General features: G+C 63.6%; 15 protein-coding genes and 1 other RNA gene. 13 read left to right on the top strand and 3 right to left on the bottom strand.

The annotated features are described in order from the left end of the window. The first annotated feature begins 9 nt into the window (after positions 1-9). The 6 genes from SB764_RS18205 (at position 10) to SB764_RS18230 (ending at position 5,970) form a co-directional block, all read left to right on the top strand. On the top strand, positions 10-966 hold the full coding sequence (locus tag SB764_RS18205) for a LysR family transcriptional regulator (RefSeq protein WP_065065139.1): 957 nt from the start codon (positions 10-12) through the stop codon (positions 964-966). Positions 967-1,248: 282 nt separating this feature from the next. Continuing rightward, on the top strand, positions 1,249-2,550 hold the full coding sequence (locus SB764_RS18210; RefSeq protein WP_065065138.1) for a Glu/Leu/Phe/Val family dehydrogenase: 1,302 nt from the start codon (positions 1,249-1,251) through the stop codon (positions 2,548-2,550). A gap of 305 nt (positions 2,551-2,855) precedes the next feature. Further along, positions 2,856-3,749 (top strand): glutamate/aspartate ABC transporter substrate-binding protein, encoded by an 894-nt coding sequence (locus SB764_RS18215; RefSeq protein ID WP_065065137.1) that lies wholly within the window; start codon positions 2,856-2,858, stop codon positions 3,747-3,749. 81 nt (positions 3,750-3,830) lie between these two features. Beyond that, the gene (locus SB764_RS18220) at positions 3,831-4,571 is read left to right on the top strand and encodes an amino acid ABC transporter permease (protein WP_065065136.1); all 741 of its coding nucleotides are present in this window, start codon (positions 3,831-3,833) and stop codon (positions 4,569-4,571) included. After that, positions 4,571-5,248, top strand: coding sequence for a glutamate/aspartate ABC transporter permease GltK (gene gltK, locus SB764_RS18225; protein ID WP_065065135.1), 678 nt, complete (start codon positions 4,571-4,573; stop codon positions 5,246-5,248). The genes SB764_RS18220 and gltK overlap by 1 nt, the downstream gene beginning before the upstream one ends. Beyond that, positions 5,245-5,970, top strand: a complete 726-nt coding sequence (locus SB764_RS18230) for an amino acid ABC transporter ATP-binding protein (RefSeq protein ID WP_065065134.1) — start codon at positions 5,245-5,247, stop codon at positions 5,968-5,970. The genes gltK and SB764_RS18230 overlap by 4 nt, the downstream gene beginning before the upstream one ends. 164 nt (positions 5,971-6,134) lie before the next feature. On the opposite strand, the gene SB764_RS18235 is transcribed toward SB764_RS18230, so the two are convergent. Further along, positions 6,135-7,055, bottom strand: a complete 921-nt coding sequence (locus tag SB764_RS18235) for a class II glutamine amidotransferase (RefSeq protein ID WP_082992260.1) — start codon at positions 7,053-7,055, stop codon at positions 6,135-6,137. A 314-nt stretch (positions 7,056-7,369) separates the two neighbouring features. Here SB764_RS18235 and pyrC point away from each other — a divergent pair, with 314 nt between their 5' ends. The 3 genes from pyrC to rnpB all read left to right on the top strand — a co-directional run bounded on the left by pyrC (position 7,370) and on the right by rnpB (position 9,903). After that, on the top strand, positions 7,370-8,425 hold the full coding sequence (gene pyrC / locus SB764_RS18240; protein ID WP_065065132.1) for a dihydroorotase: 1,056 nt from the start codon (positions 7,370-7,372) through the stop codon (positions 8,423-8,425). A gap of 5 nt (positions 8,426-8,430) precedes the next feature. Further along, positions 8,431-9,405, top strand: a complete 975-nt coding sequence (locus SB764_RS18245; RefSeq protein WP_410864369.1) for a DUF3025 domain-containing protein — start codon at positions 8,431-8,433, stop codon at positions 9,403-9,405. Between the two features lie 87 nt (positions 9,406-9,492). Next, an RNA gene (rnpB, locus tag SB764_RS18250) (RNase P RNA component class A) lies at positions 9,493-9,903 on the top strand. 91 nt (positions 9,904-9,994) lie between these two features. Here the strand turns inward: rnpB and SB764_RS18255 are convergent. Next, a complete protein-coding gene (locus SB764_RS18255; RefSeq protein WP_065065131.1) occupies positions 9,995-10,417 on the bottom strand; it encodes an OsmC family protein in 423 nt (140 codons plus the stop codon). Positions 10,418-11,086: 669 nt separating this feature from the next. Here SB764_RS18255 and rplM point away from each other — a divergent pair. The 3 genes from rplM (at position 11,087) to erpA (ending at position 12,498) form a co-directional block, all read left to right on the top strand. Further along, positions 11,087-11,515 carry a 50S ribosomal protein L13 gene (rplM, locus tag SB764_RS18260; RefSeq protein ID WP_065065130.1) on the top strand — a complete coding sequence of 143 codons (429 nt, stop codon included), beginning with the start codon at positions 11,087-11,089 and terminating at the stop codon, positions 11,513-11,515. An 11-nt stretch (positions 11,516-11,526) separates the two neighbouring features. After that, on the top strand, positions 11,527-11,919 hold the full coding sequence (rpsI, locus tag SB764_RS18265) for a 30S ribosomal protein S9 (RefSeq protein ID WP_065065129.1): 393 nt from the start codon (positions 11,527-11,529) through the stop codon (positions 11,917-11,919). A 213-nt stretch (positions 11,920-12,132) separates the two neighbouring features. Then, positions 12,133-12,498, top strand: coding sequence for an iron-sulfur cluster insertion protein ErpA (gene erpA, locus SB764_RS18270; protein ID WP_065065128.1), 366 nt, complete (start codon positions 12,133-12,135; stop codon positions 12,496-12,498). Positions 12,499-12,576: 78 nt separating this feature from the next. Here the strand turns inward: erpA and SB764_RS18275 are convergent, their stop codons facing one another. Continuing rightward, positions 12,577-13,731, bottom strand: a complete 1,155-nt coding sequence (locus SB764_RS18275) for an anhydro-N-acetylmuramic acid kinase (RefSeq protein ID WP_183712716.1) — start codon at positions 13,729-13,731, stop codon at positions 12,577-12,579. A 256-nt stretch (positions 13,732-13,987) separates the two neighbouring features. Here SB764_RS18275 and tyrS point away from each other — a divergent pair, with 256 nt between their 5' ends. After that, positions 13,988-15,253 (top strand): tyrosine--tRNA ligase, encoded by a 1,266-nt coding sequence (gene tyrS / locus SB764_RS18280; protein WP_065065127.1) that lies wholly within the window; start codon positions 13,988-13,990, stop codon positions 15,251-15,253. The last annotated feature ends 14 nt before the right edge of the window (positions 15,254-15,267 follow it).

Raw genomic sequence — 15,267 nt, forward strand, 5'->3', positions numbered from 1 at the left:
CGGTCCCGCATGGAACTCAAATGGCTCGAAGACTTCGTTTCGCTGGCGGAAACGCATAGTTTCAGCCGCTCGGCCGAACTGCGGCACGTGACGCAGCCGGCGTTCTCGCGCCGCATCCAGGCGCTGGAGGCGTGGCTCGGCACCGAACTGATCGACCGTTCGGTTTATCCGACGCGTCTCACGCCGGCGGGGCAGGTGTTCTACGAGCAGGCGCTCGCGATGCTTTCGCAGTTCCACGAAGCGCGCACGCTGCTGCGCGGGCATACGGCCACGCCCGCGGAGACCATCGAATTCGCGGTGCCGCACACGCTGTCGCTCACGTATTTCCCGCGCTGGCTGCAACGCGTCGAGGCCAAGCTCGGGCGCATCCACACGCGGCTGCGCGCGCTCAACGTGCACGACGCTGTGCTCTCGCTCGTGGAAGGCGGCTGCGATCTCGTGATGGGCTATCACCATCCGAGCCATCCGGTCACGCTCGATCCCGCGCGCTACGACACGCTCACGCTCGGCATCGAATCGATCAGCCCGTATTCGGCGCCGCAGCGCGCCGGACGTGCACGCTACACGCTGCCGGGCACGCCGGACGCGCCCGCGCCGTATCTCTCCTACACGCCGAACGCCTATCTCGGACGGATGACCGAAGTGATCGTGGCGAACGCGCCCGCGCGCCTCTATCTGGACCGCGTCTACGAAACCGATATGGCCGAAGGGCTCAAGGCGATGGCGCTGGCGGGCCACGGCATTGCGTTTCTGCCGCACAGCGCGGTGGAAGACGCCGTCGCGCAAGGCAAGCTGATCCGCCTCGACCGCGGCACGCGCGGCGCGCCCGAAGGCCAGTTTACGCTCGATATGGAAATCCGCCTCTATCGCGACAAGCTCGCCGCGCAAGGCAACGACGCGCGCGAAGCGCTCGTGCGCGCGGTCTGGGACGCGGTCAGCGATGAACTCGCGCGCAACGGCGCATAACCGTCACGAAAATCGCTCGATGCAAACGCGGTACCGACTGATGCGCAGTAGCCGCGCGCGTTCGTGCGCATTCGCGTAGAAGGTCTTTTTCGCGCGCAGCAACAATGCGCGCCGCCGCGCCTGCGCAGTCGTAAAACGCCCGTAAATAGCGGATCCAGCGACAAGTTTTTTCGACTTTCATGACGTTATGCAAGAAAAGCATGACGCGATGACCAAACGGCATTGGCATAGATGTGGGCCTTTTCTGACAATGGCACCACTTCTTCGATCGCTGGAGCGTTCATGTCTTCCCAACAGCAGTCTGCAGTGTCTTCGTCGGTTCCTTCGTATCTTCACGCGGACGCACTCGGTCCGTGGGGCAACTATCTTCGTCAGGTCGACCGCGTCGCGCCGTATCTCGGTTCGCTGTCGCGCTGGCTCGAGACGCTCAAGCGTCCGAAGCGTATTCTGATCGTCGATTGCCCGATCGAACTCGACAACGGCACCGTGGCGCACTTCGAAGGCTATCGCGTCCAGCACAACGTTTCGCGCGGTCCCGGCAAGGGCGGCGTGCGTTATCACCAGGACGTTACGTTGTCCGAAGTGATGGCGCTGTCGGCATGGATGTCGGTGAAGAACGCGGCCGTGAACGTGCCGTACGGCGGCGCGAAGGGCGGTATCCGCGTCGATCCGCGCACGCTCTCGCGTGGTGAGCTCGAGCGCCTGACGCGCCGCTACACCAGCGAAATCGGCATCATCATCGGACCGAACACCGACATTCCCGCGCCGGACGTCAACACGAACGAGCAGATCATGGCGTGGATGATGGACACGTACTCGATGAACCAGGGCCAGACGGCCACGGGCGTCGTGACCGGCAAGCCCATCTCGCTCGGCGGCTCGCTGGGCCGCAAGGAAGCGACGGGCCGCGGCGTGTTCGTGGTCGGCTGCGAAGCCGCGCGCCGCAAGGGTCTGTCGATCGAAGGCGCACGCATCGCCGTGCAGGGCTTCGGCAACGTGGGCGGCATCGCTGCCCGCCTGTTCCAGGAAGCCGGCTCGAAGGTCGTCGCCGTGCAGGATCACACCGGCTCGATCTACAAGTCGACGGGTCTCGATGCAGCCGCGCTGCTCGACCACGTCGCGAAGACGGGCGGCGTGGCGGGCTTCGCCGGCGCCGACATGCTCGGCAACGACGAATTCTGGACCATCGAAACCGACATCCTGATTCCGGCAGCGCTGGAAAACCAGATCACCGAGCACAACGCCGGCAAGATCCGCACGAAGATCATCGTGGAAGGCGCGAACGGCCCGACCACGACGGCCGCCGACGACATCCTGCACGACAAGGGCGTGCTGGTGATTCCGGACGTGGTGGCGAACGCGGGCGGCGTGACGGTCTCGTACTTCGAATGGGTGCAGGACTTCTCGAGCTTCTTCTGGACCGAAGGCGAGATCAACGAGCGCCTCGAACGCGTGATGCGCGAAGCGTTCACGGCGGTCTGGCAGGTGTCGAGCGAGCAGGGCGTGTCGATGCGTACCGCGGCGTTCATCGTTGCGTGCAAGCGCATCCTCATGGCGCGCGAAATGCGCGGCCTGTATCCCTGATTGACGAATGTTTACGTTTGCCGCGCGGCGCCCGATTTCCGGGCGGCATGCGCGCGGCATCGGTACAAAATACGTGCGGCCTACCCAGGCCGCGCGTCAAGGCGGACGGTCTCCACAAGGGGCCGTCCGCCTTTTCTTTGGGCTTTTCTTTTGGGCGTTCCAGGCAGGCCGGCAATGTGGCTTCCGTGTGTGCGGCAAGCCTTACACGCGCGCGCGTGCGCGCTTACAACGCCAGGGTCCATCCATATACTTTCAAAATAATTACTTTGCTACACTGGCCGCGATTCTTGCAAAGGAGATCACAGATGAAAATCAAAAAGGCCGCGCTCGTTCTCGCCACTCTCGGACTGGTCGCCGCGAGTGCTCAGGCGCAGGACTCGGGGACGCTGAAAAAAATCAAGGACACCGGCGTCATTTCGCTGGGCCACCGCGAATCGTCGATCCCGTTTTCCTACTATGACGACAAGCAGAACGTGATCGGCTACTCGCAGGACTTCGCGATGAAAATCGTCGAAGCCGTGAAGCAGAAGCTGAATATGCCGAACCTCAAGGTCAAGATGGTTCCGATCACGTCGCAGAACCGCATTCCGCTCGTGCAGAACGGCACGGTCGACATCGAATGCGGCTCGACCACGAACAACGCGGAACGCCAGCAGCAAGCTGCGTTCACGAACACGATTTTCGTGATCGGCACGCGTCTGATGACCAAGAAGGATTCGGGCATCAAGGATTTCGCCGACCTCAAGGGCAAGACCGTCGTGACGACGGCGGGCACGACCTCGGAGCGTCTGCTGCGCAAGATGAACCAGGACAAGAACCTGGGCATGAACATCATCAGCGCGAAGGACCACGGCGAGTCGTTCCTGACGCTCTCCACGGGCCGTGCCGTCGCGTTCATGATGGACGACGCGCTGCTCGCGGGCGAACGCGCGAAGTCGAACAATCCGGGCGATTTCGTGATCGTCGGCACGCCGCAATCGCGTGAAGCGTACGGCTGCATGCTGCGCAAGAACGACCCCGAGTTCAAGAAGGTCGCCGACGACGCGATCGCCAAGGTCGAGACCTCGGGCGACGCCGACGCGATCTACAAGAAGTGGTTCGAGTCGCCGATTCCGCCGAAGGGCCTCAACCTGAACTTCCCGGAAAGCGAAGACATGAAGGCGCTCTTCAAGAGCCCCAACGACAAGGCCATCGACTAAGTCCGGTCGCGGCATTGATCAGCGTTTAGAACGGAACGGAAGAAGCGGCGCTTCTTCCGTTCTTTTTGTTGGAGTCTCTTCATGTCCTATCACTGGAACTGGGCCATTCTGCTCAGCCCGGTCTCGACGGGCGAACCCACGACCTACCTCGGCTGGCTCATTTCGGGTCTCTGGGTGACGGTGTCGGTGTCGCTGTGCGCGTGGGTGATCGCGCTCGTCGTCGGTTCGATCTTCGGCGTGCTGCGCACGGTGCCGAACACATTCCTCGCGGGTCTCGGCACGGTCTACGTGGCGATCTTCCGCAATATTCCGCTGATCGCGCAGTTCTTCATCTGGTACTTCGTGTTGCCGGAAATCCTGCCGCCTTCAATCGGCAACGCCTTCAAGCAACTGCCGCCGGGCGTGCAGTTCTTCTCGGCGTCGGTGATCTGTCTGGGCCTCTTCACGGCCGCGCGCGTGTGCGAGCAGGTGCGCTCGGGCATCAACGCGCTGCCGCGCGGCCAGCGCGCCGCCGGTCTCGCGATGGGCCTCACGCAATGGCAGACCTACCGCTACGTGCTGCTGCCGGTCGCGTACCGCATCATCGTGCCGCCGCTCACGTCCGAGTTTCTCAACATCTTCAAGAACTCGGCGGTCGCGTCGACCATCGGTCTGCTCGATCTTTCGGCGCAGGCGCGTCAGCTCGTCGACTACACGGCGCAGACCTATGAGTCGTTCATCGCGGTCACGCTCGCCTACGTGCTGATCAACCTGATCGTCATGATGCTGATGCGCTGGGTCGAAGCGAAAACCCGGCTGCCCGGCTATATCGGAGGCAAGTGATGCATCATTTCGACTGGAGCGGTATTCCGGGCGCACTGCCTACGTTGTGGACCGGCGCCATCGTCACGTTCAAGATCACGCTCTGCGCGATCGTCGTGGGCGTGCTGTGGGGCACCCTGCTCGCGCTCATGCGGCTTTCGGGCGTCAAGCCGCTCGAGTGGTTCTCGAAGGGCTACGTCACGGTGTTCCGCTCGATTCCGCTCGTGATGGTTCTGCTGTGGTTCTTCCTGATCGTGCCGCAGGTCCTGCAGAATTTGCTGGGCCTCTCGCCCGACATCGACATTCGCCTCGCGTCCGCCATGATCGCGTTCTCGCTGTTCGAGGCCGCGTATTATTCGGAAATCATTCGCGCGGGCATTCAGGCGGTGCCGCGCGGGCAGGTGAACGCGTCGTTCGCACTCGGCATGCGTTACGGCCAGGCCATGCGCTTCGTGGTGCTGCCGCAGGCGTTTCGCGCGATGGTGCCGCTGCTGCTCACGCAGGCCATCGTGCTCTTTCAGGACACCTCGCTCGTCTACGTGATCAGTCTCGCCGACTTCTTCCGCACGGCCGCCAACGTGGGCGACCGTGACGGGACGATGGTCGAGATGGTACTGTTCGCGGGCGCATGCTATTTCGTGATCTGCGTGATCGCGTCGAGCCTTGTGAAAGGTCTTCAGAAAAAGGTCGCAAGATGATTTCAATTAAGAACGTTTCGAAGTGGTACGGCCAGTTCCAGGTGCTGACCGACTGCACGACGGAAGTGAAGAAGGGCGAAGTCGTGGTCGTGTGCGGCCCGTCGGGTTCGGGCAAGTCCACGCTGATCAAGACCGTTAACGGTCTCGAGCCGTTCCAGCAGGGCGAGATCCTCGTGAACGGCGAGTCGGTGGGCGACAAGCGCACCAATCTCTCGAAGCTGCGCTCGAAAGTGGGCATGGTGTTCCAGCATTTCGAGCTGTTCCCGCATCTGTCGATCACCGAAAACCTCACGCTCGCGCAGGTGAAGGTGCTCGGCCGCAGCAAGGACGAAGCCAGCGAGAAGGGCCTCAAGCTGCTCGATCGCGTGGGTCTGCGCGCGCATGCAGACAAATTCCCGGGTCAGCTTTCGGGCGGCCAGCAGCAGCGCGTGGCGATCGCGCGGGCGCTCTCGATGGATCCCATCGCGATGCTGTTCGACGAACCCACCTCGGCGCTCGACCCCGAGATGATCAACGAAGTGCTCGACGTGATGGTCGAACTCGCCCAGGAAGGCATGACCATGATGTGCGTGACGCACGAAATGGGCTTTGCGAAGAAGGTCGCGCACCGCGTGATCTTCATGGACAAGGGCGCCATCGTCGAGGACGACCGCAAGGAAGACTTCTTCGCCAATCCGAAGTCGGATCGCGCGAAGGATTTTCTGGCGAAGATCCTGCACTGACGGGGTGAATTCGCGCCGGTTTTTCCGGCGCGCGTTCTGGTTGGCCGCAGTACGGCGGCCAACAAAAAAGCCGCGCGGCCCTTCGGGCTTGCGCGGCTTTTTTGCGTGTGTGATGTGGCGTGGTGCGGCGTGACGTTGCGCGAAGTTGCGCGGATAAAAAGGCCTTATTCGCCCCAGCTCTGCAACGCCGCCACGGCTTCCGGATCGACGGCGCCGGGCTGCTGCGCGCACGGCGACACGCGCGACGCGCTCGCCGACGCATCGAGCGACGGATTCTTGAGCTTGTCGAGCACCTTCTGCGGCACCGGCACGCTGGTCTGCGCGACGACTTCGCCGTGCTGGAACATCAGCAGGTCGCCGGGCGCGAAACGCGTCCAGACTTCGTTGTCGGTGAGCGGAGCGGTAGCGATCACGGCCACGCGGTCCTCGGGCGTCGTGTACTTCGCGAAGTCGATCGACACGTCGGCATCGACGAGATGCGCCGTGGAGAACGGCCAGCGCCGCACCAGATAGTAGAGATGCGTGGAGCAGTGCGCGAACAGCGCCTGACCGTTCGACATCAGGAAATTGAAGACGCCGAACTGCGTGATCTCGCGCGTGAGCGTTTCGAGCGTGGCGAACAGTTCTTCGAGCGGCGGCTGCGAAGTCGGAAACGCCTTGCGCAGCCCTTGCAGCAGCAGGCAGAACGCGCGTTCGCTGTCGGTGGTGCCCACCGGCTGATAGACGCCCGACATCACCGGATTGAAGTCCTGCAGGTCGCCGTTGTGCGCGAAGATCCAGTGGCGGCCCCACAGTTCGCGCTGGAACGGATGGCTGTTCTCCAGCGCGCAACTGCCCTGGGTGGCCTTGCGGATATGCGCGATGGTGTTGCGCGACTTGATGGGGTAGTTCTTCACCATCTCGGCGATGGGCGAGCGCGCCGACGCCTGATTGTCGATGAAGAGGCGGCAGGCCTTGTCCTCGAAGAACGCGATCCCCCAGCCGTCGGCGTGGTGGTCAGTGGCGCCGCCGCGCGCCGCGAATCCTGTGAAGGAGAACGTGACGTCCGTCGGCGCGGCGCAGTTCATTCCGAGAAGTTGGCACATGGTGCTGGTGTCGTGCTGCGGGCGAAGCTGGGCGCGTGACCCGGTACAATGATGATTTTCCAAGCATATCACCGGCCCGCCGCGCGCCAATACGAAATTTGTCGGATGCTTTCCGCCCGGGCTCACAAGGCCGCCGCGCGGGCATCGGCGAGTCGTGTCAGGTCGCGCGTTGTCGTGCGCACGCGACGCCTTCCGTCGTCGGACGTGCTGGCAGGTGATCAGACGCGCCGCGCGCCGCCCGCGATATGCATGGAATGTACGGAACGCCGCCGCCGGCGCTCCGATCGATCCCTAGCCGCGCCTCACATCACGCCATGAACGCATCTTCCCCCACGACCCTCACGCTTTCCCGCCCCGACGACTGGCACCTTCACGTGCGCGACGGCGCGATGCTGGCGGCGGTCCTGCCGCACACGGCGCGCCAGTTCGGCCGCGCGATCATCATGCCGAACCTCAAGCCGCCGGTCACGACGACCGAGCTGGCTTCCGCGTATCGCGACCGCATCCTCGCGGCGCTGCCCGCGGGCCTGAAGTTCGAGCCGCTGATGACGCTGTACCTGACCGACAACACGCCGCCCGAGGAAATTCGCCGCGCGAAGGCGAGCGGTTTCGTGCATGGCGTGAAGCTGTATCCGGCGGGCGCGACCACAAATTCGGACGCGGGCGTGACCGACATCCGCAAGTGCGCGAAGACGCTCGAAGCGATGCAGGAAGTGGGCATGCCGCTGCTCGTGCACGGTGAGGTGACGAGCGCCGACATCGACCTGTTCGATCGCGAGAAGGTCTTCATCGACCGCGTGATGACGCCGCTGCGCCGCGACTTCCCGGGCTTGAAGGTGGTGTTCGAGCACATCACGACGAAGGACGCCGTCGATTACATCCGCGCCGATAACGCCGCGCCCGGCCTGCTCGGCGCGACGATCACGGCGCACCATCTGCTCTACAACCGCAACGCGATTTTCCAGGGCGGCATCCGTCCGCACTATTACTGTCTGCCGGTCCTCAAGCGCGAGACGCATCGCGTGGCGCTGGTCGAGGCGGCCACGTCGGGCGACGCGCGCTTCTTCCTCGGCACCGACAGCGCGCCGCACGCGAAGGGCCTGAAGGAACACGCCTGCGGCTGCGCGGGTTGCTACACGGCGCTGCACGCGCTCGAGCTCTACGCCGAAGCGTTCGACAACGCGGGCGCGCTCGACAAGCTCGAAGGCTTCGCGAGCTTCTTCGGTGCGGACTTCTACGGCCTGCCGCGCAGCGCCGAGAAGGTCACGCTGCGCCGCGAAGAGTGGACGCTGCCCGCCGAAGTGCTGGCCGGCGACGTGCCCGTCGTGCCGCTGCGCGGCGGCGAGACGATCGGCTGGAAGCTGGTTTGAGTTTGATGTCCGGCGAGACGTCCGGCATGACGCAAGGCGCGGTGTCCGGCGCGGTGCCGCAGGCGCTCGATGCGCACGCATCGAGTGCGGCGCGCGCCGAGCCTGCGGCATCTGCGGCTTCGCTCAAGCGCCGCAGCCTGCCCGAAGGCAGTTTCGCGGACATCGACTGGGCGCGGCCGTGGTTCGCCCAGCACGCGGCGCGCGGGCGGCGCTGGCAGCAGGCGGCGCTCGCGAGCTATGCGCGCTATCTGGATGAACTGAACGCCGATGCGCGCGCGGCCGGTCATCGCACCGGGCGCGGCGAGGCGCTCGGCTTCATCGCTCAGGACGATCTGCCCGAGGGCGCGTCCTACGAAGGGCACATCGCCGCGACAGGCGGCGTGCCCACGCGCCACAACCTCCACGACTTCTTCAACGCGCTGCACTGGTTCGCGTTTCCGCGCATCAAGGCGGCGCTCAACGCGCGTCAGGCGGCGGCGATCGATGTGCTGGGCGTGGGTCCGAGGCGCGGCGACGTGCGCGACGCGCTCACTTTATTCGACGAAAACGCCGTGCTGTTCGCGTGCGCCGATCCGGCGCTCACGCAGGCGCTGCGCGGCTTCGACTGGCGCACGCTGTTCGTGACGGCGCGCACGCACTGGGAATCGGCGATCGGCGAAACGCTGGACGGCGCGGCGCGCTGCGAAGTGCGCGTGTTCGGCCACGCGCTGCTCGAAAAGCTCATCGCGCCCTATGCCGCGTGCACGGCGCATGCGTGGATCGTCGCGGTGCCGCAGGCCTATTTCACGTGGCCGCGCGCCGAACGCAACGCGTATCTCGACGCCACTGTCAGCGCCGAACTCGCCGCGAGCGAGCAGTTGAGCGGACGCAGCTTCGCGCCGCTGCCGGTGCTCGGCATTCCCGGCTGGTGGACGCCCAACAAAAACGGCACATTCTACGACGACGCCACGGTGTTCCGTTCGGGCCGACGCGCGCGCTGAATCGCGCCTGCCTGGTCGCTGCGTAGTCGGCGCATAGTTCAGGCGCGGCGGGCACAGTCCGCGTGACCGTGCTAAGATCGCGCCCGCAAAGCAGGCCAGGCAGTCGCGGCCCCGAGGTTTCGGCCAAGGGGGCGAGGAAAGTCCGGACTCCACAGGGCAGGGTGATGGCTAACGGCCATCCGTGGCGACACGCGGAACAGGGCAACAGAGAACAGACCGCCGATGGCCCGATTTCGGTCGGGATCAGGTAAGGGTGAAACGGTGCGGTAAGAGCGCACCGCGTCTGCGGTGACGTAGACGGCACGGTAACCTCCACCCGGAGCAATTCCAAGTAGGCAGGCGCGCATCTTCGGGATGCAGGATGGGGCCCCCATTTCGTCTGCGGGTAGGAAGCTTGAGCGCGTCAGCAATGGCGCGCCTAGAGGAATGGCTGCCACGCGCGGCGCGTCCTCGGACGCGGCGTGTGCACAGAATCCGGCTTATCGGCCTGCTTTGCCGCCTCATATCGACAAAAAGCCGGCGCGGTTCATTGAGAACCGCGCCGGCTTTTTTCATTTGCTGCCGCCGGAATCGCCGGTGTGCGCGTGTCTTACGCTGCGACGATCTCGAACGAGTGCGTGATCTCGGCGGTTTTGCCGATCATGATCGACGCCGAGCAGTACTTGTCGTGCGACAGATTGATCGCGCGTTCCACGGTCGCCGGGTTCAGGTTCTTGCCCGTCACGGTGAAGTGGAAGTGGATCTTCGTGAACACCTTGGGGTCTTCGCTCGCGCGGTCGGCCTTGAGCGTCACGCTGCAGCCGCTCACTTCCTGACGGCTCTTCTTCAGGATCAGCACCACGTCGTAGGCCGTGCAGCCGCCCGTGCCGAGCAGCACCATTTCCATCGGACGCGGCGCGAGGTTGTGGCCGCCGCCTTCCGGTGCGCCATCCATGTTGACGAGGTGACCGCTGCCCGTTTCGGCGGCGAAGGCCATGCCGTCCTGACCCATCCAGCTAACTTTGCATTCCATGCGCTTGCCTCAGCTCAATATTCTCGATTCAGCCGGCATTGTAGCCCGCGTCTTACAGGTATGTCCGGGGGGACATGGCGCGTGCGGCTTATGCCCGTCGCTTGCATGTTGCGGCGCCACATCCCACGATCAAGAGGGATTTCCCTGACGCAATTAGGGAGATCGCTCTAGTTGTCCTGCACGTGCGCGCTGACGCAATTTCTTAGTTCATTGATTGTTATGGGAAAAATCGCAAGCGCCGCGCGAAATCAAAATTTCACATTATGGTTTCGTCTTTCACAATATAAATTTCCTTGCGTCGCACAAGGCCGATCCGTATAATTCGTCTCATTGGTTGTCGTGCTTCACGACACCTCAGCATGTCTCCTCCACCCTCCTCCAAAAGGTGGATTAAGCCCGAGCCAACACGCTTGGGCTTTTTTTCGTCCGCGTTTTTGTGCCCGATCCTGTGCGCCTGGCGCCTCGCCAGCAGAAAGTCCGCACAAATTTTGACCGCTGCTCAAATTTCCCTTTATAATCCAAGGTTTCCCGCATTCATGCCCGCGGGAGAAACGGGTAACCCGATGAAAACAAAGGGAAGCCCGACCAGGGAGAGCCTGCGCCGGCGCCAACGAGTGCCACTACACAAGCAGGACCGAATCAGGGCACAAGTTATTTTTTGGATCGATCATGAAGACTTTTTCCGCCAAGGCACATGAAGTGCAGCGCGAATGGTACGTGATTGACGCGACGGATAAGGTTCTCGGCCGTGTCGCCAGCGAAGTGGCGCGCCGTCTTCGCGGCAAACACAAGCCTGAGTTCACCCCGCACGTCGACACTGGCGATTTCATCGTCATCATCAACGCCGGCAAGCTGAAGGTCACGGGCAACAAGACCACGGACAAGAAGTACTACCGTCACTCGGGTTACCCGGGCGGTATCTACGAAACGACGTTTGGCAAGATGCAAGAACGCTTCCCGGGCCGCGCGCTCGAGAAGGCAGTTAAGGGCATGCTGCCGAAGGGCCCCCTGGGCTACGCGATGATCAAGAAGCTCAAGGTCTACGCAGACGCAACGCATCCGCACTCGGCACAACAGCCGAAGGCGCTCGAGATCTAAGGGGAGCCCACATGATCGGTAACTGGAATTACGGTACGGGCCGCCGCAAGAGCGCAGTCGCTCGTGTCTTCATCAAGTCGGGCAAGGGCGACATCATCGTCAACGGTAAGCCCATCGCCGACTACTTCTCGCGCGAAACGTCGCTGATGATCGTGCGTCAACCGCTGGAACTCACGAACCACGGCGCGACGTTCGACATCAAGGTGAACGTGAACGGCGGCGGCGAAACCGGCCAGGCCGGCGCAGTTCGCCACGGCATCACGCGCGCGCTGATGGACTACGACGCAACGCTCAAGCCGGCACTGTCGCAAGCTGGCTTCGTGACGCGTGACGCACGTGAAGTGGAACGTAAGAAGGTCGGTTTCCACAAGGCACGTCGCCGCAAGCAGTTCTCGAAGCGTTAATCGCGCTTTGGCGTGCGCTCCTCGCGGAGGCGCACGTTACTGCAAAAACCGCCTCGCGCAGGAATGCGCCTGGCGGTTTTTTCGTTTACGGGACACGCCCCTATTCGAGATATGAGTCAAGAATGTGGCGAGAAACCCTTGATTTCCTGGGCTTAAGCACGATCTCAGGAACAGCCCTACAATAGCGGCTAGAAGCTTTTTTGGAGAGTTCGAATGAACGCTGTCACCGAGACCCCCGTGACTGAAATGCCCGGTCCCTTCGTTTTTACCGACGCAGCGGCTGACAAGGTCAAGCAACTGATCGACGAGGAAGGCAACCCGGAGCTGAAGCTGCGCGTGTTCGTGCAAGGCGGCGGCTGCTCGGGCTTCCAGTACGGATTCACGTTCGACGAGACCGTCAACGAAGACGACACCGTGATGAACAAGAACGGCGTCCAGTTGCTGATCGACTCGATGAGCTATCAGTACCTCGTCGGCGCCGAGATCGACTACAAGGACGATCTGAACGGCGCGCAATTCGTCATCAAGAACCCGAACGCCTCGACCACCTGTGGTTGCGGCTCGTCGTTCTCGGTCTGAACGAAGCGCAGCAGTCGTAAAAAACGGGGCGTCATGCCCCGTTTTCTCGTTTACATCGCCGATCTCGCGCCGCGGTCTTCAACGTGGATAAATCGCCCCCAGCACGCGCTCGCCCGCCGCGCCCGTGACCGCCGGCAGATTGCCCGGCTCGCGCGCCACGCAGCGCATCGCCAGCCACGCGAACGCGAGCGGCTCCACCTGCTGCGGCGGCACGCCGAGCGCTTCGGTCGTCATGACCGGCACGCCGGCCACGCCGCCCGTCTCCAGCGCCTTCTGCAGCGCGTCCATCAGCACCGGATTGCGCGCCCCGCCGCCGCACACGTACACGGCGCGGCAATCGCCCGCATGACGCTCGATCTCGCGCGCGACGCTCACGGCCGTCAGCGCGACGAGCGTCGCCTGCACGTCGGCGGGCGCGAGCGTGCCGAAATCCTTCAGCTTGGCGTCGAGCCACTGCGCATTGAACAGATCGCGTCCGGTGCTCTTGGGCGGCTGCTGCTCGAAAAACGCCTCGTCGAGCAGGGCGTTCAGCAAAGGCTGCTGCAAGGTGCCGCTGGCGGCGAACTGGCCGTTCTCGTCGTAAGGCTTGCCCAGATGGCGCTCCGACCAGAGGTCGAGCAGCGCATTGGCCGGGCCGCAGTCGAAGCCGCGCACCGAGCCCGTGGCGTCCAGAATCGTGATGTTGCTGATGCCGCCCAGATTGCAGACGACGCGCGTTTCTTCCTGCGAGCCGAACAGCGTCGCGTGGAATGCGGGCACGAGCGGCGCGCCCTGGCCGCCCGAGGCGACGTCGCGGCTGCGGAAGTCGGCGATCACGTCGATATGCGCGAGTTCGGCGAGCAGCGCCGGATTCTGGATCTGCACCGTGAAGCCTTTTTCGGGCCGATGCCGGATGGTCTGGCCGTGCGCGCCGATCGCACGCACCTCGCCGGCGTTCACGTTGCCCGCGCGCAGCAGTTCGTGACAGCAGACCGCGTAACGGGCCGCGAGCGCGTTGCCCGCAAGCGCGGCGCGCTCGATCTCGTTTTCGCCCGGCTGCTGCAGCGAAAAGAGCGCCTCGCGCAGCCCCTGCGCGAAACCGACGAATGCCTCGGCCAGCACGACCGGCCGCTGGCCCTGCTCGAAGCGCACGGCGATGCCGTCCACGCCGTCCATGCTGGTGCCCGACATCAGGCCGAAATACACGCCGTCGGCGGGATGTGCGCTGTCTTTTCGTGCTTCGCGTGGCGCCACGTTCTGCTCCTCTCGGAAAGGCTAAGAAGGGAATCTGACGATGATTATCGGGGCAATAGCCGTTCGGCGTAAGCCGTTCGGACGAATGGAGCGGATCGGCGGATTGTGCGACCCTGTGTGCTGGTTCCCGGACGCGTCCGCGAGCGCGATTCGCCGTGAAAAACGGCGCATGCCGCCGCAATCCTCGGCCCTGTCAGTCGAATCACGTAAAATCCCGGGTTAGTCCCAGACCTAACGCACTCCAATCGATCGAAGCATGAGCACCGATTCCGCATCTTCCAATGGCGCCAACAGCGGCGCCAAACCCGCCTTTCCGGTCACCGACGAAGTTCGTCACGCGCTCGCCGTCACGAAGCGCGGTGTCGACGAACTGCTGATCGAAGAAGAATTCGAGCAGAAGCTCGCGAAAAGCGCGGCCACCGGCAAGCCGCTGCGCATCAAGCTCGGCCTCGATCCGACCGCGCCCGACATCCACATCGGCCACACGGTCGTGCTCAACAAGATGCGCCAGTTGCAGGATCTCGGCCATACCGTGATCTTCCTGATCGGCGACTTCACCTCGCTGATCGGCGACCCGTCGGGCCGCAACGCCACGCGTCCGCCGCTCACGCGCGAGCAGATCGAGTCGAACGCCAAGACGTATTTCGAGCAGGCCGCGCTCGTGCTCGACCGCGAAAAGACCGAAATCCGCTACAACAGCGAATGGTCGATGCCGCTCGGCGCCGACGGCATGATCAAGCTCGCGTCGCGCTACACGGTCGCGCGCATTCTGGAGCGCGAGGACTTCACCAAGCGCTTCCAGAGCGGCGTGCCCATCTCGATCCACGAGTTCCTTTACCCGCTGATGCAGGGTTACGACTCGGTCGCGCTCAACGCCGACCTCGAACTCGGCGGCACGGACCAGAAGTTCAATCTGCTGGTCGGCCGCGAACTGCAAAAGCAGTACGGCCAGGAACAGCAGTGCATCTTGACGATGCCGCTGCTCGAAGGTCTCGACGGCGTCGAAAAGATGTCGAAGTCGAAGCACAACTACGTCGGTATCAGCGAAAAGCCGAACGACATGTTCGGCAAGCTGATGTCGATTTCCGACACGCTGATGTGGCGTTACTTCACGCTGCTCTCGTTCCGTCCGATGGACGAGATCGAAGGCTACAAGCGTGAAATCGAAGCGGGCCGCAATCCGCGCGATTTCAAGGTGCTGCTCGCGCAGGAAATCGTCGCGCGCTTCCACTCGCAAGGCGACGCCGAGCGCGCGCTCGAAGACTTCAACCACCGCGCGAAGGGCGGCGTGCCGGACGATATTCCGTCGGTCACGCTCGCGGGCGCGCCGCTGGCGATCGGCCAGTTGCTCAAGCAGGCGGGCCTCGTGCCGTCGACCAGCGAAGCGCTGCGCAACATCGAGCAGGGCGGCGTGAAGATCGACGGCGCCACCGTGTCCGACAAGGGCCTGAAGGTCGAAGCGGGCGAGTTCGTCGTGCAGGTCGGCAAGCGCCGCTTCGCGCGCGTGACGCTGACCGCGTGATGGCGCGTTCGGGC

Origin of the sequence: Paraburkholderia sp. SIMBA_027 (assembly GCF_046535315.1) — a bacterium.
In the GTDB taxonomy this organism is placed as follows: Bacteria; Pseudomonadota; Gammaproteobacteria; order Burkholderiales; family Burkholderiaceae; genus Paraburkholderia; species Paraburkholderia tropica.

Excerpts from the sequence above, each read along its gene's own strand:
- SB764_RS18215 (WP_065065137.1), top strand. The coding sequence starts at position 2,856 with ATGAAAATCAAAAAGGCCGCGCTCGTTCTCGCCACTCTCGGACTGGTC.
- SB764_RS18220 (WP_065065136.1), top strand. The coding sequence starts at position 3,831 with ATGTCCTATCACTGGAACTGGGCCATTCTGCTCAGCCCGGTCTCGACG.
- SB764_RS18205 (WP_065065139.1), top strand. The coding sequence starts at position 10 with ATGGAACTCAAATGGCTCGAAGACTTCGTTTCGCTGGCGGAAACGCAT.
- gltK (WP_065065135.1), top strand. The coding sequence starts at position 4,571 with ATGCATCATTTCGACTGGAGCGGTATTCCGGGCGCACTGCCTACGTTG.
- rplM (WP_065065130.1), top strand. The coding sequence starts at position 11,087 with ATGAAGACTTTTTCCGCCAAGGCACATGAAGTGCAGCGCGAATGGTAC.
- SB764_RS18210 (WP_065065138.1), top strand. The coding sequence starts at position 1,249 with ATGTCTTCCCAACAGCAGTCTGCAGTGTCTTCGTCGGTTCCTTCGTAT.
- SB764_RS18235 (WP_082992260.1), bottom strand. The coding sequence starts at position 7,055 with ATGTGCCAACTTCTCGGAATGAACTGCGCCGCGCCGACGGACGTCACG.
- tyrS (WP_065065127.1), top strand. The coding sequence starts at position 13,988 with ATGAGCACCGATTCCGCATCTTCCAATGGCGCCAACAGCGGCGCCAAA.
- pyrC (WP_065065132.1), top strand. The coding sequence starts at position 7,370 with ATGAACGCATCTTCCCCCACGACCCTCACGCTTTCCCGCCCCGACGAC.
- SB764_RS18230 (WP_065065134.1), top strand. The coding sequence starts at position 5,245 with ATGATTTCAATTAAGAACGTTTCGAAGTGGTACGGCCAGTTCCAGGTG.
- SB764_RS18245 (WP_410864369.1), top strand. The coding sequence starts at position 8,431 with ATGTCCGGCGAGACGTCCGGCATGACGCAAGGCGCGGTGTCCGGCGCG.
- erpA (WP_065065128.1), top strand. The coding sequence starts at position 12,133 with ATGAACGCTGTCACCGAGACCCCCGTGACTGAAATGCCCGGTCCCTTC.
- SB764_RS18255 (WP_065065131.1), bottom strand. The coding sequence starts at position 10,417 with ATGGAATGCAAAGTTAGCTGGATGGGTCAGGACGGCATGGCCTTCGCC.
- rpsI (WP_065065129.1), top strand. The coding sequence starts at position 11,527 with ATGATCGGTAACTGGAATTACGGTACGGGCCGCCGCAAGAGCGCAGTC.